We start from the raw sequence: 21,864 nt of genomic DNA, 5'->3' as shown, positions 1-21,864 counted from the left end.
AGCAGTTTGTCAGGTAACAGATTCATCAACTGACACACCGCAATCGCGAGCAGGCTCACTCCTACAAGGGGGCGAGTTGCCCATGTAGTCCTTTTCTCTCGTACTGGATTTCCCCATGAGTTCTGTTGCTGTGTTCAGCAAGGCCTCGCCGTTCGATGCATTGCAGCGCTGGCTACCAAAACTGGTGCTGGCGCCGAGCATGTTCATCGTTCTGGTGGGCTTCTATGGCTACATCCTGTGGACGTTCGTGCTGTCGTTCACCACCTCGACCTTCCTGCCCAACTACAAGTGGGCCGGTCTGGCGCAATACGCGCGGTTGTTCGATAACGATCGCTGGTGGGTCGCGAGCAAAAACCTCGCGGTGTTCGGCGGCATGTTTATCGGTATCACTCTGGTGATCGGCGTGTTGCTGGCGGTGTTCCTCGACCAGCGCATCCGTCGCGAAGGCTTTATCCGCACCATTTACCTGTACCCGATGGCGCTCTCGATGATCGTCACCGGTACCGCGTGGAAATGGCTGCTCAACCCGGGCATGGGCCTGGACAAATTGTTGCGTGACTGGGGCTGGGAAGGCTTCCGTCTCGACTGGCTGATCGACCCTGATCGCGTGGTGTATTGCCTGGTGATCGCTGCTGTCTGGCAAGCCTCGGGCTTCATCATGGCGATGTTCCTCGCCGGCCTGCGTGGCGTTGATCAATCGATCATCCGTGCCGCCCAGATCGATGGCGCAAGCATGCCGATGATCTACTGGAAAGTCGTACTGCCAAGTCTGCGTCCGGTGTTCTTCAGTGCCGTGATGATTCTGGCGCACATCGCGATCAAGAGCTTCGACCTGGTCGCGGCAATGACCGCTGGTGGTCCGGGTTACTCCTCCGACCTGCCCGCGATGTTCATGTATTCCTTCACCTTCAGTCGCGGCCAGATGGGCATGGGCTCGGCCAGTGCGATTCTGATGCTCGGTGCGATCCTCGCGATCATCGTGCCTTACCTGTATTCCGAGCTGAGGACCAAGCGCAATGACTAGTCTCGCTGCCAAACCTGCTATCAGCCTGAGTCGCATCGCGATCTACGCGGTGCTGATCCTCGCTGTCCTGCTTTATCTGGTGCCGCTGGTGGTCATGTTGCTGACCAGCTTCAAGACCCCGGAAGACATCAGCACCGGCAACCTGCTGAGCTGGCCGACCGTGGTCAGCGGCATCGGCTGGGTCAAGGCCTGGGCCACGGTTGACGGTTACTTCTGGAACTCGATCAAGATCACCGTTCCGGCCGTGATCATCTCCACCGCCATCGGTGCGTTGAACGGTTATGTGCTGTCGTTCTGGCGCTTCCGTGGTTCGCAGTTGTTCTTCGGTCTGCTGTTGTTCGGTTGCTTCCTGCCGTTCCAGACCGTGCTGCTGCCGGCCTCGTTCACCCTCGGCAAAATGGGCCTGGCGAGCACCACTACCGGCCTGGTGTTTATCCACGTGGTTTACGGTCTGGCGTTTACTACGCTGTTCTTCCGTAACTACTACGTGAGCATTCCGGATGCGCTGGTGAAAGCCGCACGTCTGGATGGCGCGGGTTTCTTCACGATTTTCCGCCGCATCATTCTGCCGATGTCGACGCCGATCATCATGGTCTGCCTGATCTGGCAATTCACCCAGATCTGGAACGACTTCCTGTTCGGTGTGGTGTTCTCCAGCGGTGATTCGCAACCGATCACGGTAGCGCTGAACAACCTGGTCAACACCAGCACCGGCGCCAAGGAATACAACGTTGATATGGCAGCGGCGATGATCGCCGGCCTGCCGACCCTGCTGGTCTATGTGGTCGCAGGCAAGTATTTCGTGCGCGGGCTGACGGCCGGCGCAGTCAAGGGGTAATCATGGCAACGCTCGAACTTCGCAACGTAAACAAGACCTACGGTGCCGGCCTGCCGGACACCCTGAAGAACATCGAACTGTCGATCAAGGAAGGCGAATTCCTGATCCTCGTCGGCCCGTCGGGCTGCGGTAAATCGACGTTGATGAACTGCATCGCCGGTCTGGAAACCATCACCGGCGGCGCGATCATGATCGGTGATCAAGACGTCAGCGGCATGAGCCCGAAGGATCGCGACATCGCCATGGTGTTCCAGTCCTACGCGCTGTACCCGACCATGAGCGTGCGCGAGAACATCGAATTCGGCCTGAAGATTCGCAAGATGCCGCAGGCTGCAATCGACGAAGAAGTCGCGCGCGTCGCCAAACTGCTGCAGATCGAACATTTGCTGAACCGTAAACCGGGTCAGCTCTCCGGTGGTCAGCAACAGCGTGTGGCGATGGGCCGCGCATTGGCGCGTCGGCCGAAGATTTATCTGTTCGACGAACCGTTGTCCAACCTCGACGCGAAACTGCGTGTCGAGATGCGCACCGAAATGAAACTGATGCACCAGCGCCTGAAAACCACCACGGTCTACGTGACCCACGACCAGATCGAAGCAATGACCCTGGGCGACAAAGTGGCGGTGATGATGGACGGCATCATTCAGCAGTTCGGTACGCCGAAAGAGATCTACAACGACCCGGCCAACCTGTTCGTGGCGAGCTTTATCGGTTCGCCGCCAATGAACTTCATTCCGCTGCGTCTGCAACGCAAGGACGGTCGTCTGCTGGCGCTGCTCGACAGCGGTCAGGCCCGTTGCGAATTGCCGATGAGCATGCAGGACGCCGGTCTTGAAGATCGCGAAGTGATCCTCGGCCTGCGCCCGGAGCAGATCGTTCTGTCGAACGGCGAGGGCAATGGCCTGCCCAGCATTCGTGCCGAAGTGCAGGTAACCGAGCCGACCGGTCCGGACACGTTGGTGTTCGTCAATTTGAATGAAACCAAAGTCTGCTGCCGTCTGGCGCCGGACGTGGCACCGCAGGTGGGCGAAAGCCTGACGCTGCAATTCGATCCGTCGAAAGTGTTGTTGTTCGATGCCAAGACCGGCGAGCGCCTCGGCACTGCCGGCCAACCACAGACCGATGCGCGGTCTGCAAACGTGGCCCAATTCAAAGGCCGCTGAAATTTGATGTAGGAGAGGGCTTTTGTGGCGAGGGGATTTATCCCCGTTGGGTCGCGCAGCGGCCCCATAAAAGCGGGGTCTGCTACGCAGCCCAACGGGGATAAATCCCCTCGCCACAGGGCTCACTCCTACAAGGAGCACGCGGCGGATTGCCTGTAATCCATCGCAATTTAAGTAAACCGCGTTAGATAAAAACAGTTAATAACAATAAAGACGAGGATGTAGGGATGAAAAAGAAACACGTCAATGCCCGGTTGATCTGCCAAGTATCAGCTGCGGCGGCATTGGTGCTGGCCGGTAACGCCATGGCGGCGGATGCCTTCAGCTCCGATTCGAAATGGATGACGGGCGACTGGGGTGGCGAGCGTACCAAGCTGATCGAGCAGGGTATCGACATCAAGGCCGATTACGTTGGGGAAGTCGGTGGCAACCTGAACGGTGGCTACAACGACGACAAGACTGCGCGTTACGCTGACCAGTTCGGTCTGGGCGTGGCACTCGATCTGCAAAAGCTGTGGGGCTGGGACAACACTCAGGCCAAGATCCAGCTGACCAACCGTAACGGTTACAACATCTCCAACGACCGCGTTGGCGATCCGCGTGCCGGCACCCTGAGCTCCTCGCAGGAAGTTTACGGTCGTGGCCACATGGTGCGTCTGACCCAGTTGTGGATTCAGCACCAGTTCTTCGACAACAAGCTCGACGTCAAGGCCGGTTACTTCGGTGAAGGCGAAGACTTCAATACCTTCCCGTGCGACTTCCAGAACCTGGCGTTCTGCGGTTCCCAAGTGGGTAACTGGGCCACCAACATCTGGTACAACTGGCCCGTCAGCCAGGCCGCGATCCGCGTGAAGTACAACATCAACGACGAGCTCTACGCGCAAATCGGTGCTTACAACCAGAACCCGTCGCAGCTGGAACACGGCAACGGCTTCAAACTCAGCGGCAGTGGTACCAAAGGGACTGTGTTGCCGGTTGAATTGGTCTGGTCGCCGAAGGTCAACAGCCTGCCGGGCGAATACCGCGTCGGTTACTACAAGAGCACGGCCGATGCCGACGACGTTCGTGAAGACGTCAACGGTTTCGACGCGGCTACCACGGGCGACGCTTACAAAACCCACAGCAGCAAAAGCGGCTACTGGTTTGTGGCGCAACAGCAACTCACCAGCCACAACGGTGATGCTTCTCGCGGTCTGAACATCGCGGCCAACGCCACGTTCCACGACAAAGACACCAACTTCATCGACAACTACCAGTCGGTGATGTTTGTCTACAAAGGCCCGTTCGACGCACGTCCGAAGGATGACGTCGGTATCGGCGCGGCACGTATCCACGTCAACGATGACGTGAAGAAAAACGCCGAGCTGCTGAACGTGTCCAACGGTGTGTCGGATTACGACAATCCGGTGTTCTCGCCGATTCGTGAAACCGAATACAACTACGAAATCAACTACGGCTTCCACGTAACAAACTGGCTGACCGTACGTCCTAACCTGCAGTACATCACTCACCCGGGCGGTGTGGATGATGTGGACAACGCATTGGTCGCTGGCCTGAAAATTCAGTCTACGTTCTAACGCGTCTGCGATAAGCTCCTCTCTATGTGCGCATATTTGCGGACAGCCAAGACTGTCCGCTTTTTTTTGTGACATAGGTCGATGCAATCATAGGTAATGCCTCTGTGGCGAGGGAGCTTGCTCCCGCTCGGCTGCGCAGCAGTCGTAAACGCTGCTGATGAGATTTGACTGACACACCGCAGTGAATGATTCAGGGGCCGCTTCGCAGCCCAGCGGGAGCAAGCTCCCTCGCCACAACAGCAATGTGGAATTTGAATACCCCCATGATTTTCAGGACCGTGGCCCATGCATGAGCATCCGCTACAACGCTTCTTCAAATCCCTGCGCGAACAGCCGATATTCGCCTGGGAGCGCTATCAGATGCGCGACGTGTTGGTGATCGATCACCCGCTGTGTCAGGCGGTGTTCAGTCGTCAGGGCGCGCAGTTGCTGCACTTTCAGCCGCGCGGGCAGAAACCGTGGTTGTGGTGTGCGGCAAAGTGGCCGCATGTCGGGGCGATCCGTGGCGGTGTGCCGGTTTGCTGGCCGTGGTATGGCCGTCATCCGAGTGAGAACGCATGGCCGTCCCATGGCTGGGCGCGTTTGCTCGACTGGAAATTGATCGACAGCAGCACCGCCGACGACGGCGTGCGTCTGCACTGGCAATTGCAACTGTGCGACTGGCAGGTTGACCTGCACGCGCACCTTGGCGAACGCATGGATCTGCGCCTGAGCACCGAGCATCAGGATGATATGCCGTGCCAGTTGAGCCAGGCTTTGCACGCTTACTGGCGTATTGGCGATGTCGGTGAGATAGCGCTGTCTGGACTCGAAGGCGCGCAGGGTTACGATCAGCTAAGCCGTCAGTCTTGCCAGCAGGAAGGCGAGTTGCGCGTGGATGGCGGTTGTCAGCGCGTGTTCCAGCATGACGGCGAATTGCAGCTGAAAGATCACGCCTGGCAGCGCGAGTTGTGCATTGATACCGGCGACAGTGCCGACACGGTGGTCTGGCATCCCGGGGCGCGGCCGTTGTTGGGCGTGACGTGGGATGAGATTTCGGAGTTTGTCTGTGTTGAAGCGGCGGCGGGCGGGACGGACAGCCTGCACCTGGCGCCGGGGGAGAAGGCGCATTTGAGTTTGCAGGCGTGGGCGGCGGCTTGATGATCGTGATGATCGTTCCCACGCTCTGCGTGGTAATTCCTCAAGGGACGCTCCGCGTCCAGTGACGCGGAGCGTCACGGGCTGCATTCCCACGCAGAGCGTGGGAACGATCAACCTCTGTAGGAGCTGCCGAAGGCTGCGATCTTTTACGCGAAGCGTCCTAATTGAACTCATCCCCAACCGGATACCGGCTGGCATTCAAGCTCTCTTTGATCTTGCGCAGATGCGGCTGGAAATCCACCCCGCGCCGCAAGGTCATCCCGGTCGCCAACACATCCAGCACGGTCAATTGAATGATCCGCGAAGTCATCGGCATATAGATGTCGGTGTCTTCCGGCAGCGGAATGTTCAGGCTCAAGGTACTCGCCTTGGCCAGCGGCGAATTCTCCGCCGTCAAACCCAACACCGAAGCCCCGTTCTCGCGAGCAATGCGCGCCACTTCCACCAGTTCACGGGTGCGCCCGGTGTAGGAAATGATCACGAACAGCTCACCGGTGTGCGCCACCGAAGCAATCATCCGCTGCATCAACACATCGGCGTGCGCGGTAACCGCCAGGTTGAAACGGAAAAACTTGTGCTGCGCATCCAGCGCCACCGGTGCTGAGGCGCCGAGACCAAAGAAGTGGATCTGCCGTGCCTGAATCAACAGGTCAACGGCGCGGCTGATCAGGTTCGGATCCAGCGCCTGACAAGCGCTGTCCAGCGAAGCGATGGCGCTGCCGAAAATCTTTTGCGTGTAGGCCTCGGGATTGTCATCCGCCTCGACCGCGCGGCTGACGTACGCCGCGCCACTGGCCAGGCTCTGCGCCAATTGCAGCTTGAGTTCCGGGTAGCCGCTGACGCCGAACGAACGGCAGAAACGGTTGACCGTCGGTTCGCTCACCGACGCGGCCTGGGCGAGGGCGGCGATGCTGAAGCGGGTGGCCTGCTGCGGGTTGAGCAGGATCACCTCGGCGACTTTGCGTTCGGCCTTGTTCAGGTCTTCAAGGCGACTCTGGATCTGTTCCAGTAAATTTCGCACGCGGTCCATATGGAATTCCTAATTCACCAGCGCAAAGGTGCGCTGATCTATGCAAATTGGGCCTTTGATGTGGCCCGTCACGGTGGCCTATCCTACTGATGGCTCCGACCGACCACCACTCGGAATCTGTATTTTGCGAAAATGTTGTGGTTATTACTACATTTTCCCTTGAGTGATGCCTTGAAAAAAGGTATTTGTAGCTTAACTTGATAAAAGAACAAACATCATGCCTTCGATTACGGTTGAACCGTGCACCTTTGCCTTGTTCGGCGCTCTCGGCGATCTGGCCCTGCGCAAGCTGTTTCCTGCCCTGTATCACCTCGATGGCGCCGATCTGTTGCACGAGGACACGCGCATCATCGCGTTGGCCCGTGAAGACGGCACCGAGCAGCAGCATCTGGCGTTCATCGCCGCCGAACTGCGCCGCTATGTCGGCAAAGAGCTGGACGAAGCCGTGGCCGAGCGCTTTCTTGCGCGCCTGAGCTACCTGCACGTCGACTTCCTCAAGGCTGAAGACTATGTCGCGCTGGCCGAACAGGCTGGCAGCACACAACGCATGATTGCCTACTTCGCCACACCGGCAGCGGTGTACGGCGCGATCTGCGAGAACCTGGCGAATGTCGGTCTGGCGGAAAACACCCGCGTGGTGCTGGAAAAACCAATCGGCTCCGACCTCGAATCGTCGCGCAAGGTTAACGATGCCGTGGCGCAGTTCTTCCCGGAGAACCGCACCTACCGCATCGACCACTATCTGGGCAAAGAAACCGTTCAGAACCTGATCGCCCTGCGTTTCGCCAACAGCCTGTTCGAAACCCAGTGGAACCAGAACTACATCTCCCACGTGGAAATCACCGTGGCCGAGAAGGTTGGCATCGAAGGCCGTTGGGGCTACTTCGACAAGGCCGGCCAGCTGCGCGACATGATCCAGAATCACCTGTTGCAGCTGCTCTGCCTGATCGCCATGGATCCACCGGCTGACCTGTCTGCCGACAGCATCCGTGACGAAAAAGTAAAAGTGCTCAAGGCGCTGGCGCCGATCAGTCCGGAAGGCCTGACCACGCAAGTGGTGCGCGGCCAGTACATCGCCGGCCACAGCGAAGGCAAATCCGTCCCGGGTTACCTCGAAGAACCAAATTCCAACACCCAGAGCGACACCGAAACCTTCGTCGCTTTGCGTGCCGACATCCGCAACTGGCGCTGGGCCGGCGTGCCGTTCTACCTGCGCACCGGCAAGCGTATGCCGCAGAAGTTGTCGCAGATCGTCATCCACTTCAAGGAACCGTCGCACTACATTTTCGCCCCCGAGCAGCGCTTGCAGATCAGCAACAAACTGATCATCCGCCTGCAACCGGACGAAGGCATTTCCTTGCGCGTGATGACCAAAGAGCAGGGCCTGGACAAAGGCATGCAACTGCGCAGCGGGCCGCTGCAATTGAATTTCTCCGACACCTGGCGTAGCGCGCGGATCCCCGATGCCTATGAGCGGTTGTTGCTGGAAGTGATGAACGGCAATCAGAACCTGTTTGTCCGTAAAGATGAAATCGAAGCCGCGTGGAAATGGTGTGACCAGTTGATCGCCGGGTGGAAAAAATCCGGTGACGCGCCCAAGCCGTACGCGGCCGGGTCGTGGGGGCCGATGAGCTCGATTGCATTGATCACGCGGGACGGGAGGTCGTGGTATGGCGATATCTAATGTGCAACTGCCTGCGGGCGTAAACGCTCACGAATTCAAGAGCCCGGTGCTGTTGGCCGAAGGTCTGGCGCTGAATGTCGCCAAGCAATTGAGCGAGGCCATTGCGGCACGCGGCAACGCGGTGCTGGTGGTGTCGGGCGGTCGCAGCCCGGTGGCGTTTTTCCAGCACTTGGCCAAGCAGGAGCTGGACTGGTCGAAGGTCGTCGTGACCCTCGCCGACGAGCGCTGGGTACCGGTTGAACATGCCGACAGCAATGCCGGTCTGCTCAAGCAGTACCTGCTCAAAGGCCCAGCGGCGAAAGCGCAGTTCCTCAGCCTTTATAGCGCTGCGGCGAACGTCGAGCAGGCTGCTGAACAGGCTGATCGCTTGCTCGCTGAGCTGCCGCCGATTGACGTGCTGGTGTTGGGCATGGGCGATGACGGTCACACCGCGTCGCTGTTCCCTAACAGTCCGAACCTGGCCGAAGCGCTGCAAGCCGATGGCACTCGCCGTTGCTGGCCGATGCTGGCGCCGAGCGTGCCGCGTCAGCGCCTGACCATGAGCCGTGCGCTGCTGGCGTCGGCGAAACACAAGATTCTGTCGATTTCCGGTCAGTCGAAACTGACCACCCTGAATGCCGCGCTGGCATCCGATGACGTCGCCGCCATGCCGGTGCGCGCGTTTCTGCAACCTACGTTAGAGATTTACTGGTGCCCATGAGCCAAGGAACAGCCGCTATGACAACCCCATCCCCGACCGTTTCCATGGCGGACAAAGTTGCCCTGATCGACAGCCTCTGCGCCAAGGCGCGGATCCTGCCGGTGATCACCATCGCCCGCGAACAGGACGTGCTGCCACTGGCCGACGCCCTTGCCGCCGGTGGTCTGACCGCGCTGGAAGTGACCCTGCGTTCGCAGTTCGGCCTCAAGGCCATTCAGATCCTGCGCGACCAGCGTCCGGAACTGATGACCGGTGCCGGCACCGTGCTCGATCGCAACATGCTCGCGGCGGCCGAAGCTGCCGGCTCGCAATTCATCGTCACCCCAGGCATTACCCGTGACCTGCTGGAAGCCAGCGTCGACAGCCCGATTCCGCTGTTGCCGGGCATCAGCAACGCCTCCGGCATCATGGAAGGCTACGGTCTGGGTTATCGCCGCTTCAAGCTGTTCCCGGCGGAAGTCAGCGGTGGCGTCGCGGCAATCAAAGCCCTCGGCGGCCCGTTCGGCGAAGTGAAATTCTGCCCGACTGGCGGCGTCGGCCCGGCCAACATCAAAAGCTACATGGCGCTGAAAAACGTCATGTGCGTGGGCGGTAGCTGGATGCTTGATCCGGAGTGGATCAAGAACGGCGACTGGGCCCGCATTCAGGAATGCACCGCTGAGGCTTTGGCGCTGCTGGACTGATTGTTACCAAACACTTCGTTGTGTGTTCTACGGCTTTACGGTGCGCTCGGTCGGCGCACCGTTTTTTTTTGCCCCCAGAAAAGCCAACATCAAAAGATCGCGGCCTTCGGCAGCTCCTACAGGGCGTTGATACGGGATGCGATGTAGGAGCTGTCGAGTGCAACGAGGCCGCGATCTTTTGATCTTGCTTTCAAATGGCTAGGCCAAAAGATCGCAGCCTGGAGTTACGACGCGATACATAGTTACCGCACACAGGCGATTGCGTGGCGCTAATCTGCGTTCTCTTATGGAAGAGAGAACGCATCATGGATCGAGACGCTGCAACACCCTCACCGAACCCGGTGTATCAACTGGCCCCCGAGCAAATCGCCGGGCCGTATTTTCGCAACCCGCAATTGCTGCGCCGCAACATCAGCGAAGGTGCGGAAGGCTTGCCGCTGCTGCTACGCCTGACCATCGTTGATGCGATGACCGGTGAACCGGTGAGCGGCGCGCTGGTGGACATCTGGCATTGCAACGCTCGCGGTGCGTATTCGGGCTGGAGCCGGATCAACCCGGATCTCGAAGTCGACGCCGAAGCCATCGGTTCGATCCCGCGCACCGACGATGACACCTACCTGCGCGGCAGTCAGTTCTGTGATCACAAGGGCAGGGCGCGCTTCACCACGATCTATCCGGGGTTCTACGCCGGTCGTGCGTTGCACATCCATGTGGCGGTGCGCATGGTCACAGGTACCGAGTACCTCGAAGAGCGCAACGTGGCGTGGGTCGGTCAGTTGTATTTCCCCGAAGTAGTGTCGCGCTCGGTGCTCAACGCCAAAGCCTATCGCGGCCGCGCCTCAACAGCTTTGAACAATACTCAGGACAGTTTCTTTGCCGACATGGGCGGCGAGGCTTCGACCCTGACCGTTTGGCCGATCGGCCGCGACTCCCACGAGGACGGTTTCTTCGGCCACCTGACCATCGGCATCGACACCTTTGCGGTGTCGTCGCAGATCAAACCCGAGGACTTCGACAAATACACCGTCTGAGCGATTCAGCGCAGCTCGTTCAGCGCGCGGGTGAGCAATTGCATCTCGGCGGCGGTGGTGGTCAGCCCCGGCGTGATGCGAATGCACGGCCCGCACGCGGCGCCAGTGCGCACCACGGTGAACAGGTTGTATTCGTTGAGCAGACGCTCGGCCATCGCCTGCTGATTGTCATGGCGAGTGAAACGCAGCGCCGTGATCCCGCAATACAAGCGTGGGTCGTCTGGCGTCATCACTTCGATGCCCGGCAACTGGCGCACGGCGCTGACCCACAGGTTGCGCAGGTAATTGATTCGCGCCCCTTTGGCCGCTGCGCCGCCGAGCGAGCGATGCTCTTCGAACACCAGCGGCAAGGTCATCAGCGCCGGAATGTTCGGTGTGCTGTACGAGGTGCGCGAGCGGATATCGTTGACCGGGTAGTGCATCTCGCCCATGTCCGGGTCGATATCGGCCAGCCGCTGTGGAGCGATATAAAGGAAACCGAGAGTCAGCGGTGCGCCGATCCATTTGTGCAGGTTGTACGCGGCGAAGGCGATGCCGAGGGCTTCGAAGTCGAACTCGATCTGGCCGAGGGCGTGGGCGCCATCAAGGATGATGTCGATCCCATGCTCTTTGGCCAGCGCGGCGATGGCCTGCACCGGCATCACCAGACCGCTGCGATGGGTGACGTGCGTCAGCGCCATCAGTTTCAGTTTCGGGTGACGAATAAAGGTTTCGCGGTAGGTGGCCAGCAGGCTCTCGAAAGTCGCCGGATGCGCGTGGTCAATCTCGATGACTTCGACCCCGCGATGCTTGCCTAGCCAGCGCATGGCGCCTTTGACCGTATCGTATTCGAGGTCGCAGATCAGCACCTGATCGCCGGGTTGCAGGCGGTTGTAGTTGCGGATCAGCGATTGCAGGCCTTCAGTGGCATTGCGGGTAAAAGCCACGCTCTGCGCGCGCACGCCGATCAGCTCGGCCAATTGTGCGCGGATGTCGAGGTTGTCGAATTGCTCGTAGCGCTGGCGCACATACACCGAATTGCTGGTGTTGATCAGCTCGATGTTGCGCTGGTACTCCTCGATCACCGTGCGCGACATGCGTCCGAAGTAACCGTTCTCCAGATTGATCGGGCCGGGTTGGACGTCATAGCGGCCGACAAACATTTGCCAGAAAGCTTCATCACGGGCGCGCAGGGTGTTATCGGGCATGGCGGCTGGCTCTATAGAGGAGGGCGCTTCAATGGCGCGGGGCGGGTTTGCCATGTTGGGCACGCAGCGGTTCGAGCAGATCGGACAAACCGTTATGGTCGATCTCCTGCATCAGTGCAAGCAATCCGCCGAGTTCGCCGTGCGGGAAACCTTCACGGGCGAACCAGTTCAAGTAAGGGCCTGGCAGGTCGGCGATGATCCGGCCCTTGTACTTGCCGAAGGGCATTTCTCGGGTGATCAGCAGTTCGAGTTTTTCGGGATTCATCAAAAGGATCGTCTGGCTTCAAATCAGATTGGAAAATACAGGCATTCTGCATGCAGGCCAAATGACAGATCATGCAAATAACCGCAATACAGATAGTTCATTTATCTTTAAGTTGTTGATTTATATGTGTTTTATTTCTGAGTAAAAACTGGCACGCACACTGCAATATCCCTTGCATCTTCCACCGATCGCAAGGAATTGAAAAATGACCGACATGAATAAAGAAGCCATCTCTGTACTCAATGACCTGATTGAAACCAGCAAGGACGGTCAGGAAGGGTTCAAGACTTGCGCTGAAGACATCAAGCACCCAGAACTGAAAACCTTGTTCGTGACCCGCTCTGCCGATTGCGCTACCGCTGCAGCTGAGCTGCAAGCTGAAGTTCGCAAACTGGGCGGCGATCCGGAAACTTCCACCAGCGTCAGCGGTGATCTGCACCGTCGCTGGGTCGACGTTAAGGCGATGTTCACCGGCAAAGACGAAGAGGCTGTGCTGAACGAAGCCGAACGTGGTGAAGACCATGCGCTGAAGGCTTACAAAGAAGCACTGGAAAAAATCAACAAGCACAACCTGGTGGGTATTCGTGACCTGGTTGAACGTCAGTACCACGGCGTACAACGCAACCACGACCAGGTGAAAGCCCTGCGTAACCAGGCTCGCGCACGCTCGTAAGCGTACGCCAGTAACAAAAAACGCCAGCTAGTCTGGCGTTTTTTTATGTTTGTTTTAAAAGCAAAAGATCGCAGCCTGCGGCAGCTCCTACAGGGACGCATTCCAATGTAGGAGCTGCCGAAGGCTGCGATCTTTTAAATCAGCCGATGCTGATGGCCGGCAATGTCGGCAACGTCACCGTCTGCTGTTTACGCGGTGCCAGAATCTCTGCCTCACCATCCACCACCAACTCATCACGCTGGTTAAACACACGAGTGGCAATGCGCACACGAAACTTCGGCAGTTTCTCAAGAATTTCCAGACGCACCGTCAGCGTGTCGCCGATCTTCACCGGCTTCTGAAAGCTCATCTGCTGACCGATATAAATAGTGCCCGGCCCAGGCATTTCGCACGCCACGGCAGCGCTGATCAACGCGCCACTGAACATGCCGTGAGCGATGCGCTCCTTGAACATGCTGGCGGCGGCGAACTCGGCGTCCAGGTGCACCGGGTTGTGGTCGCCGGACATCGCGGCGAACAGTTGAATGTCGCGCTCTTCGACGGTCTTGCTGTAGCTGGCGGTCTGGCCGACTTCGAGGGCTTCGTAAGGGATGTTGGTAACCTGGGTCATCGGTCTTGATTCCTGTGACGGATTAAATAAATCCACAAAAAATTATTCGCTGCGTTGCGGGCGCGGATGGCTGAGCACCTGATCAATCCAGGCCAGCACATCGGCAATCACCTCATCGCGATTGGTTTCGTTGAACAATTCGTGCCGCGCCTGCGGGTAGATCTGCAGTTGCAGGTTCTGGCTGCCGGCCGAGCGCAAAGCGTTGGCCAGATCAGTCAGACGCTTGCCTTCACTCACCGGATCACATTCGCCGCCAATCACCAGCAACGGCAGGCCCGGGTTGATCTGGGCGAGATTGGACGCTTTGCTGATTTGCTGCAAGCCGCCGAGCAAGTCGATCCATAGCTGATTGGTGCAGCGAAAGCCACACAATGGGTCGTTGGCGTATAGATCGACTTCGACCGGATCGCGGCTGAGCCAGTCGAACGGCGTGCGCACCGGTTTGAATTTTTTGTTGAATGAGCCGAACGACAACCACTCGATCAGCGCACTGCGCCCCTTGCCGCCCTGACGCAGTTTTTCCAGTCGGGCGATCTGCTGTGCCGCGCCATAAAGCGCCACCGGCTGGAAGTTCGAACCGCTGAGAATCGCCCCCTGCAAACTGGCGCTGTGGTGCAGCAGATAGGCCTGTGCGAGGTAGCTGCCCATGCTGTGGCCGAGCAGGATGATCGGCACGCCGGGGTGCTGCTGGCCGATGTGTTGATTGAGGCTCGCCAAATCACCCAGCACCTTGCACCAGCCATCGTCGTCGGCGAAATGTCCGAGCGTACCGTGTTCGGCAGTTTTGCCATGTCCGCGCAAATCCGGCGCGTAAACGCCATAACCTTTGTCGCAAAACGTGTCGGCCAAACGGGCATAGCGGCCGCTGTGTTCGGCCATGCCGTGGGCCAGCAGGATCACCGCTTTCAACGGCGCGGCGGGCAGCCATTGGTTGACGAACAGGCGGCTGCGGTCACTCGCGTCCAGCCATAGGGGGTGGTGGATCATGGCGATTCCTTTGCTCAGAGTCGGAACATTGTATAGCGCGTCTGATCAGCCCACGCCACGGCAGGAAGATTCACACGATCAATGACGGCTTTGCCCGTATTTGCCTCAATGGCCATAACTGCTAGTGTCCGTGAAGCTCCGCTTTTTCAGAAATGACAGAAAGCGGCCCGGATCGGCTCAGGTAAAGAGGACAAGAACAATGCAACCTGATTTCTGGAACGACAAACGCCCGGCCGGCGTACCGCTGGACATCGACATGGGTGAGTTCAAGTCGGTGATCGAGGTGTTTGAGCGCTCCTGCAAGAAGTTCGCGGATCGCCCGGCATTCAGCAACATGGGCGTGACCCTGACCTACGCCGAGCTCGAACGTCAGAGCGCCGCTTTCGCCGGTTACCTGCAAGCGCACACCGATCTGGTACCGGGCGATCGCATCGCCGTGCAGATGCCCAATGTCCTGCATTACCCGATTGCCGTGTTCGGTGCCTTGCGCGCCGGGCTGATCGTGGTCAACACCAACCCGCTGTACACCGCGCGGGAAATGCGTCACCAGTTCAAGGATTCCGGCGCACGTGCGTTGGTGTACCTGAACATGTTCGACCAGAAAGTCCAGGAAGTGCTGCCCGACACTGACATTCAATACCTGATCGAAGCGAAGATGGGCGACTTGATGCCTACCGCCAAAGGCTGGCTGATCAACACCGTGGTCAGCAAAGTGAAAAAAATGGTGCCGGCGTATTCGCTGCCGCAGGCGATCTCCTTCAAGAGTGCGCTGCGCATGGGTCGGGGCTTGGGCATCAAGCCGTTGAAGGTCAGCCTCGACGATATTGCCGTGCTGCAATACACCGGCGGCACCACCGGTCTGGCCAAGGGCGCGATGCTCACCCACGGCAATCTGGTGGCGAACATGCAGCAAGTGCGCGCGTGTCTGGCGCAGCTCGGGCCGGACGGTCAGCCACTGCTGCGCGAAGGTCAGGAGGTGATGATCGCGCCGCTGCCGCTGTACCACATCTATGCGTTCACCGCGAATTGCATGTGCATGATGGTCTCGGGCAACCACAACGTATTGATCAGCAATCCGCGCGACATTGCCGGGTTCATCAAAGAGCTGAAGAACTGGCGTTTCTCGGCGTTGCTGGGGCTGAACACACTGTTCGTTGCGCTGATGGATCACCCGGATTTCAAGACCCTGGATTTCTCCAGCCTGAAACTCACCAACTCCGGCGGCACCGCACTGGTCAAAGCCACCGCCGAGCGTTGGGAGCAGATGACCGGTTGCCGCATCACCGAAGGCTACGGCCTGACCGAAACCTCGCCGGTGGCCTGCACCAACCCGTACGGCGATCAATCGCGCCTGGGCACGGTCGGTTTGCCGGTGCCGGGCACGTTGTTGAAAGTGATCAACGATGATGGCGTCGAGCAGCCAATGGGCGAGCGCGGCGAACTGTGCATCAAAGGCCCGCAGATCATGAAAGGTTACTGGAACAAACCTGAGGCCACCGCCGAAGTGCTGGATGCTGAAGGCTGGTTCAAATCCGGCGACATCGCGGTAATCGATCCGGACGGTTTCGTGCGTATCGTCGATCGCAAGAAGGACATGATCATCGTCTCCGGTTTCAACGTGTACCCGAACGAGATCGAAGACGTGGTGATGGCCCACCCGAAAGTTGCCAACTGCGCGGTGATCGGTGTGCCGGACGAGCGTTCGGGCGAGGCGGTGAAGCTGTTTGTGGTGGCGCGGGAAACCGGCGTCAGCCTGGAAGAGCTGAAGGCGTACTGCAAAGAGAATTTCACCGCGTACAAAGTGCCGAAGCACATTGTGCTGCGCGAGTCGTTGCCGATGACGCCGGTCGGGAAAATTCTGCGCCGTGAGTTGCGCGATATCGCTTAACGCCTGAAAACAAAAAGATCGCAGCCTTCGGCAGCTCCTACTGGAAACGCATTCCATGTAGGAGCTGCCGAAGGCTGCGATCTTTTGCTTTGAATCCCCCGTTTTACGGGACTTTTAAGGTGTTCTAGGATTTTTGCTCTAAAATGACTGTTAGCAAGTCTTGAGTCATAAATATGACTGTATGGGCCGCTTTTGGCTCTAGTCGACCCTCGGCAAAGCTGCTACTCTCGGCGCGCTTTGTGACTTCTCGGCCTATCAAAAAGCCAGATTCACCAATACAAAACACACACCAATAATAATCGCATCAAATGCGGTGAAGAATTCGCGTTGCTGAGGAGTGGGCTTCCATGAACGAAGACTTTTGGAAGGATAAGTACCCCGCTGGAATTGCTGCCGACATCAATCCAGATGAGTACCCGAATATTCAGGCAGTGTTGAAGCAGTCCTGCCAACGCTTCGCCAACAAACCGGCTTTCAGCAACCTGGGCAAGACAATCACCTACGGTGAACTGTACGAATTGTCCGGTGCGTTTGCCGCGTATCTGCAACAGCATACCGACTTGCAGCCCGGTGATCGAATCGCCGTGCAACTGCCCAACGTTCTGCAGTACCCGGTGGCCGTCTTCGGTGCCATCCGTGCCGGGCTGATCGTGGTCAACACCAACCCGCTGTACACAGCGCGGGAAATGGAACACCAATTCAACGACTCCGGTGCCAAAGCCCTTGTTTGCCTGGCGAACATGGCGCACCTGGCCGAAACCGTGGTGCCGAAAACCGGCGTCAAACACGTTTTCGTTACCGAAGTCGCCGACCTGTTGCCGCCGGTCAAACGCCTGCTGATCAACAGCGTCATCAAGTACGTGAAGAAAATGGTGCCGGCTTATCACCTGCCGAAAGCCATCAAGTTCAACGACGCATTGAGCAAAGGCCAAGGCCAGCCTGTGGCCGAAGCCAACCCGCACAGCGGCGATGTCGCGGTGCTGCAATACACCGGCGGCACCACCGGCGTGGCCAAGGGCGCGATGCTCACCCACCGCAACCTCGTCGCCAACATGCTGCAATGCAAGGCGCTGATGGGCTCGAACCTCAATGAAGGTTGCGAGATTCTGATCACGCCGCTGCCGCTGTACCACATCTATGCGTTCACCTTTCATTGCATGGCGATGATGCTGATCGGCAACCACAACATCCTGATCAGCAACCCGCGCGACCTGCCGGCAATGGTCAAGGAACTGTCGAAGTGGAAGTTCAGCGGTTTCGTTGGCCTCAACACGCTGTTCGTGGCGCTGTGCAACAACGAAGGTTTCCGCAAACTGGACTTCTCGGCACTGAAAGTGACTTTGTCGGGCGGCATGGCCCTGCAACTGGCCGCGGCTGAGCGCTGGAAAGCGGTGACCGGTTGCTCGATTTGCGAAGGTTACGGCATGACCGAAACCAGCCCGGTCGCCACGGTGAATCCGATCCAGCACATCCAGATCGGCACCATCGGCATCCCAGTGCCATCGACCCTGTGCAAAGTCATCGACGATGCCGGTGTCGAGCAGCCAATGGGCGAAATCGGCGAACTGTGCGTCAAGGGCCCGCAAGTGATGAAGGGCTACTGGCAGCGTCAGGAAGCTACCGATGAGATGCTCGACAGCGACGGTTGGCTGAAAACCGGCGACATCGCGCTGATCCAGCCGGACGGCTACATGCGCATTGTCGATCGCAAGAAAGACATGATTCTGGTCTCTGGTTTCAACGTTTATCCGAACGAACTGGAAGACGTGCTGGCGACCCTGCCGGGCGTGTTGCAGTGCGCGGCCATTGGCATCCCGGACGAGAAGTCGGGCGAAGCGATCAAGATTTTCATCGTCGCCAAACCGGGCGTGACGCTGACCAAGGAAACGGTGATGGAACACATGCGCGCCAACGTCACCGGTTACAAGGTGCCGCGTTCGGTCGAGTTCCGCGATGCACTGCCGACCACCAACGTCGGCAAGATCCTGCGCCGCGAACTGCGCGATGAAGAGCTGAAGAAGATCAAGGCCAAGTCTGCCGCCTAAAACACAAAGCCCCGCAGATGCGGGGCTTTTTGTTGGTGCGGAGCATGGCTTGGGTTATGCGTTGAACCTGCCCCTCACCCCAGCCCTCTCCCGAAGGAGAGGGGGCCGATCGCGTGCAGTTCAAAACCTGAGTTCGACTCGATATCCCATGTCGGCGTACCTCGCCCAAACACCTCGGTCAGTTCCCTCTCCCTTGGGAGAGGGCTAGGGTGAGGGGAAGGGAGCGGCACTGATCCTACTGACGGAACGGCGCGAAATTCACATTAGTCCCCGCCGGACGCATGTCCTGCAGATACGAATCCTTGTCTGCACTCAATTCCAGGCTCAGCGCCGCTTTGCGCTTGCCTTCGTTGCGAATCACCAGCCCTTCGAGCTTTTCACGCAGAAACACCGTCGGCACTTTCAGGTGCAGCAGTTCGTCGGTGGCCGGCGTGTGCATCAGCAGGTGAATCCACTCGTACTGACCAATCGCCAGGCGCGACACTGGCAGGTCGAACCACCAGATGTTGCGGTTGCGGTTCAGTTCGGCGAAGTGGCAATTGTTGGTGCCGAGCACGGCGCCGCCCAGTTCCTTGTTTCTACGGGCGATGGCGAGCGTTTTATCGAGTTTCATAACATTCCTGCAGGATCGGTTCCTGGCGCGTGGCGCCCTTATGTTGCGCATTCTCGGGGCATTGCACGCAAACATAAAGCCCAACCTGTTCGTCGCGACGAAATGATCCGGCGAAAAATAAATGAAACTTGGCGCAAAGCCGGCCAGTCAATCATTACGTACTGACTTTTCCCCCTAATTGCACCAAGGAGAAACACCATGAGTAGCACAGGCGATAAAGTAAAAGGCATGGCCAACGAAGCGGTCGGCAACGTCAAGCAAGGCGTCGGTAAAGCCACTGACAACACCAAGCTGCAGGCCGAAGGCAAAGTCCAAGAGAAAAAAGGCGAAGCCCAGCAAGCGGTCGGCAAAGCCAAGGACGCTGTCAAAAAAGGCGTCGACAAGGCGTAATCCAGCCTTGAACGAAAGACACGAGCGGCCATCCAAGGATGGCCGTTTTTGTGTCGAAATCCTGCTGACACCCACCAAGGTTCGCCAAACAAGCTACCTTGATGTAAAAAACGGCCCCTGAGTCGCCACGACTTCAAACCTGTATTGCGGCGAAAGGAGACGCGAATGATATTTCCAGACATGAAAGGTCTGCCCCTGCACCGAGTGATGGTGCGCACGGTCACTGAATTCGTCGATGACGAAATGTCGACCTACGCCTCGGCACTGGCCTACCAGATGCTGTTCTCGCTGTTCCCGTTCATCCTGTTTCTGATCGCCCTGATCGGTTTCCTGCACCTGCCGGACTTCTTCTCCTGGCTGCGCCTGCAATCGGAACTTGTGCTGCCGCCGCAGGCGCTGGAATCCGTCAACCCGGTGATCGACCAGTTGCAGCAGTCCAAGGGCGGCTTGCTCTCGGTCGGTATCGTCATCGCCCTTTACACCGCGTCTGCCGGCGTGCGCCTGATGATGAGCGCGATGAACGCGGCGTATGACGTGGTCGAAGGCCGACCAATCTGGAAGCGCTTTCCACTGTCGGTGGTCTACACCGTCGGCATCGCCGGCATGCTGCTGATGGCCGCCGCGCTGATGGTGCTCGGCCCGCAAGTCATGGGCTGGATCGCCGCGCAAGTCGGGCTGGAAGAGGTCATCGTGACCATCTGGACGATCGCGCGCTGGCCGGTGATCGTGATTTTGATGATGGTTGCCGTGGCCCTCATCTACTACGTGATGCCGGACGTCAAACAGGAATTCCGTTTCATCACTCCGGGCTCGGTATTGGCCGTGGTGGTGTGGATCATCGCCTCGTTGGGTTTCGCGTTCTACGTGAAAACCTTCGCCAACTACAACGCGATGTATGGCAGCATCGGGGCGATCATCGTGCTCTTGCTGTACTTCTACATTTCCGCTGCGGTGCTGCTGCTCGGCGCGGAGATGAATGCGGTGATCGAGCACATGTCCAGCGAGGGCAAAGACGAGGGCGAGAAAGTCCCCGGCGAACTCGATGAACAACCCAAACAACACGTCTCGGGCCTGGGCCGCGATCACTCGCTCAAGCCGGACACTGACGAAGCCACATCATGATCCGTGAAATCCTCAAAATGGGCGACGAGCGCTTGCTGCGCATCGCCCCGCCAGTGCCGCTGGAAATGTTCAACAGCCCTGAGCTGTGGCAACTGATCGACGACATGTTCCAGACCATGGAAAGTGTCGGCGGCGTCGGTCTGGCCGCGCCGCAGATCGGCGTCGATCTGCAATTGGTGATCTTTGGTTTCGAGCACAGCGAACGTTATCCGGACGCTGAAGCCGTGCCGCAGACCATCCTGATCAACCCGCTGATCACGCCGTTGAATCCGTTGATGGAGGAGGGGTTTGAAGGGTGTTTGTCGGTGCCGGGTTTGCGCGGCGCGGTGGATCGTTATCAGCAGATTCGCTACGAGGGTTTTGATCCGAAGGGCGAGCCGATCATGCGTGTGGCTTCAGGTTTTCATGCGCGGGTGGTGCAGCATGAGTGCGATCACCTGATCGGCCGGTTGTACCCTTCGCGGATTACCGATTTCAGCAAGTTTGGTTTTACCGAAGTGATGTTCCCGGATCTCGATCCCACAGCTGACGATTAACCAGAATCAAAAGATCGCAGCCTTCGGCAGCTCCTACACCTATCCCTGTAGGAGCTGCCGAAGGCTGCGATCTTTTGATCTTCACCCCAGGCCCATCGCAATCATCGGCTTGCTCCGCGCATACCGGCTCAATCGCTCCGCCATCGCCTGCGGCAATTCAGGATCAAACCGGAACCCGCGCCGCTCGTAAAACCCGCGTAAATCCGGATGACAGAACAGCCACACCGGCTCCGTCACATCCTGAACCGCCGCCGCGATCAACTGCCCCGCAATCCCCTGATCCCGACACCCCGGATCAACAAACAACCCGGTCAACCAATGCCCACCCGCCACCGGTCGCAAGCACAACGCCGCAACAATTTCCCCACGTCGCGCCACCCACAATTGCGCATCACGCACGGCTTTCATCGAGGATTGGTGGCTGCGGTAAAACTTGTTCATCAACGGCCAGAGAGACGCGTCGAGCAGGCTGTATTGGGTATCGGGCATGGGTTCTGACTGTCGGTAGATTTCGCGGCGATTATAAAAGAACGCGCGCGTCTGGATAGGTGTATACCTGAGCTCACATCCCCTGTGAGTGGAGTACGCATCATGTCCAAAGGTATGGATTCAAAGAAAGCCGCGAAGAAGAAACCGGCCAAGACCGCGATTGAAAAACGCGCGGAGAAGAAGGCCAAG

Annotated in this window: 22 protein-coding genes; 15 read left to right on the top strand and 7 right to left on the bottom strand. The window is 58.4% G+C overall.

What is annotated here, in order from left to right; genetic code table 11:
- Nucleotides 1-115 precede the first annotated feature (115 nt).
- From KFS80_RS02495 to KFS80_RS02475, 5 genes are all read left to right on the top strand, one after another.
- A complete protein-coding gene (locus KFS80_RS02495; protein WP_008082808.1) occupies nt 116-1,024 on the top strand; it encodes a carbohydrate ABC transporter permease in 909 nt (302 codons plus the stop codon).
- The gene (locus KFS80_RS02490; RefSeq protein WP_007917872.1) at nt 1,017-1,862 is read left to right on the top strand and encodes a carbohydrate ABC transporter permease; all 846 of its coding nucleotides are present in this window, start codon (nt 1,017-1,019) and stop codon (nt 1,860-1,862) included. Before KFS80_RS02495 ends, KFS80_RS02490 begins: the two co-directional genes overlap by 8 nt.
- A gap of 2 nt (nt 1,863-1,864) precedes the next feature.
- Nucleotides 1,865-3,025 (top strand): ABC transporter ATP-binding protein, encoded by a 1,161-nt coding sequence (locus KFS80_RS02485; RefSeq protein WP_212543883.1) that lies wholly within the window; start codon nt 1,865-1,867, stop codon nt 3,023-3,025.
- Nucleotides 3,026-3,252: 227 nt separating this feature from the next.
- Nucleotides 3,253-4,602 carry a carbohydrate porin gene (locus tag KFS80_RS02480; protein ID WP_053123015.1) on the top strand — a complete coding sequence of 450 codons (1,350 nt, stop codon included), beginning with the start codon at nt 3,253-3,255 and terminating at the stop codon, nt 4,600-4,602.
- A 285-nt stretch (nt 4,603-4,887) separates the two neighbouring features.
- A complete protein-coding gene (locus KFS80_RS02475) occupies nt 4,888-5,742 on the top strand; it encodes a D-hexose-6-phosphate mutarotase (protein ID WP_212543882.1) in 855 nt (284 codons plus the stop codon).
- Nucleotides 5,743-5,902: 160 nt separating this feature from the next.
- Here KFS80_RS02475 and KFS80_RS02470 read toward each other — a convergent pair whose 3' ends face one another.
- Nucleotides 5,903-6,763, bottom strand: coding sequence for a MurR/RpiR family transcriptional regulator (locus KFS80_RS02470; protein WP_171057240.1), 861 nt, complete (start codon nt 6,761-6,763; stop codon nt 5,903-5,905).
- 226 nt (nt 6,764-6,989) lie between these two features.
- Between KFS80_RS02470 and zwf the strand changes: the two genes are divergently transcribed.
- From zwf to KFS80_RS02450, 4 genes are all read left to right on the top strand, one after another.
- A complete protein-coding gene (gene zwf, locus KFS80_RS02465; RefSeq protein ID WP_212543881.1) occupies nt 6,990-8,456 on the top strand; it encodes a glucose-6-phosphate dehydrogenase in 1,467 nt (488 codons plus the stop codon).
- The gene (pgl, locus tag KFS80_RS02460) at nt 8,443-9,156 is read left to right on the top strand and encodes a 6-phosphogluconolactonase (protein ID WP_212543880.1); all 714 of its coding nucleotides are present in this window, start codon (nt 8,443-8,445) and stop codon (nt 9,154-9,156) included. The genes zwf and pgl overlap by 14 nt, the downstream gene beginning before the upstream one ends.
- 17 nt (nt 9,157-9,173) lie before the next feature.
- Nucleotides 9,174-9,839 carry a bifunctional 4-hydroxy-2-oxoglutarate aldolase/2-dehydro-3-deoxy-phosphogluconate aldolase gene (locus tag KFS80_RS02455; protein ID WP_008082815.1) on the top strand — a complete coding sequence of 222 codons (666 nt, stop codon included), beginning with the start codon at nt 9,174-9,176 and terminating at the stop codon, nt 9,837-9,839.
- A gap of 305 nt (nt 9,840-10,144) precedes the next feature.
- Nucleotides 10,145-10,870, top strand: coding sequence for an intradiol ring-cleavage dioxygenase (locus KFS80_RS02450; RefSeq protein ID WP_159812807.1), 726 nt, complete (start codon nt 10,145-10,147; stop codon nt 10,868-10,870).
- Between the two features lie 5 nt (nt 10,871-10,875).
- Here the strand turns inward: KFS80_RS02450 and KFS80_RS02445 are convergent, their stop codons facing one another.
- Both KFS80_RS02445 and KFS80_RS02440 read right to left on the bottom strand, forming a co-directional pair.
- Nucleotides 10,876-12,057 carry an aminotransferase class V-fold PLP-dependent enzyme gene (locus tag KFS80_RS02445; protein WP_212543879.1) on the bottom strand — a complete coding sequence of 394 codons (1,182 nt, stop codon included), beginning with the start codon at nt 12,055-12,057 and terminating at the stop codon, nt 10,876-10,878.
- Nucleotides 12,058-12,085: 28 nt separating this feature from the next.
- Nucleotides 12,086-12,322 (bottom strand): DUF3820 family protein, encoded by a 237-nt coding sequence (locus tag KFS80_RS02440; RefSeq protein WP_212543878.1) that lies wholly within the window; start codon nt 12,320-12,322, stop codon nt 12,086-12,088.
- 205 nt (nt 12,323-12,527) lie between these two features.
- Here KFS80_RS02440 and KFS80_RS02435 point away from each other — a divergent pair, with 205 nt between their 5' ends.
- Entirely contained in the window at nt 12,528-12,995 is a 468-nt protein-coding gene (locus KFS80_RS02435; protein ID WP_038369175.1) for a ferritin-like domain-containing protein, read from the top strand.
- 139 nt (nt 12,996-13,134) lie between these two features.
- Here KFS80_RS02435 and KFS80_RS02430 read toward each other — a convergent pair whose 3' ends face one another.
- The gene (locus KFS80_RS02430) at nt 13,135-13,605 is read right to left on the bottom strand and encodes a MaoC family dehydratase (RefSeq protein WP_053123003.1); all 471 of its coding nucleotides are present in this window, start codon (nt 13,603-13,605) and stop codon (nt 13,135-13,137) included.
- Between the two features lie 42 nt (nt 13,606-13,647).
- Entirely contained in the window at nt 13,648-14,592 is a 945-nt protein-coding gene (locus KFS80_RS02425) for an alpha/beta hydrolase (RefSeq protein ID WP_212543877.1), read from the bottom strand.
- 199 nt (nt 14,593-14,791) lie between these two features.
- Here KFS80_RS02425 and fadD2 point away from each other — a divergent pair, with 199 nt between their 5' ends.
- Both fadD2 and fadD1 read left to right on the top strand, forming a co-directional pair.
- Nucleotides 14,792-16,480: a long-chain-fatty-acid--CoA ligase gene (fadD2, locus tag KFS80_RS02420; RefSeq protein ID WP_212543876.1), complete on the top strand. Its 1,689-nt coding sequence runs from the start codon at nt 14,792-14,794 to the stop codon at nt 16,478-16,480.
- A gap of 347 nt (nt 16,481-16,827) precedes the next feature.
- A complete protein-coding gene (gene fadD1 / locus KFS80_RS02415; RefSeq protein WP_053122996.1) occupies nt 16,828-18,525 on the top strand; it encodes a long-chain-fatty-acid--CoA ligase FadD1 in 1,698 nt (565 codons plus the stop codon).
- 235 nt (nt 18,526-18,760) lie between these two features.
- Here fadD1 and KFS80_RS02410 read toward each other — a convergent pair whose 3' ends face one another.
- Nucleotides 18,761-19,138, bottom strand: a complete 378-nt coding sequence (locus KFS80_RS02410) for a hypothetical protein (RefSeq protein ID WP_008082340.1) — start codon at nt 19,136-19,138, stop codon at nt 18,761-18,763.
- Nucleotides 19,139-19,336: 198 nt separating this feature from the next.
- On the opposite strand from KFS80_RS02410, the gene KFS80_RS02405 reads away from it, so the two are divergent.
- The 3 genes from KFS80_RS02405 (at nt 19,337) to def (ending at nt 21,186) form a co-directional block, all read left to right on the top strand.
- Nucleotides 19,337-19,528, top strand: coding sequence for a CsbD family protein (locus tag KFS80_RS02405; RefSeq protein WP_053122994.1), 192 nt, complete (start codon nt 19,337-19,339; stop codon nt 19,526-19,528).
- Between the two features lie 165 nt (nt 19,529-19,693).
- On the top strand, nt 19,694-20,650 hold the full coding sequence (locus tag KFS80_RS02400; RefSeq protein WP_053122992.1) for a YihY/virulence factor BrkB family protein: 957 nt from the start codon (nt 19,694-19,696) through the stop codon (nt 20,648-20,650).
- Nucleotides 20,647-21,186: a peptide deformylase gene (gene def, locus KFS80_RS02395; protein WP_212543875.1), complete on the top strand. Its 540-nt coding sequence runs from the start codon at nt 20,647-20,649 to the stop codon at nt 21,184-21,186. The genes KFS80_RS02400 and def overlap by 4 nt, the downstream gene beginning before the upstream one ends.
- 81 nt (nt 21,187-21,267) lie before the next feature.
- Here def and KFS80_RS02390 read toward each other — a convergent pair whose 3' ends face one another.
- Nucleotides 21,268-21,675, bottom strand: a complete 408-nt coding sequence (locus tag KFS80_RS02390) for a GNAT family N-acetyltransferase (RefSeq protein ID WP_212543874.1) — start codon at nt 21,673-21,675, stop codon at nt 21,268-21,270.
- Nucleotides 21,676-21,864 lie beyond the last annotated feature (189 nt).

The organism is Pseudomonas rustica (assembly GCF_018336155.1).
Lineage (GTDB): Bacteria > Pseudomonadota > Gammaproteobacteria > Pseudomonadales > Pseudomonadaceae > Aquipseudomonas > Aquipseudomonas rustica.
The sequence above is the reverse complement of the archived record's forward strand: the minus strand, read 5'-3'. Positions and strand labels throughout refer to the sequence as shown.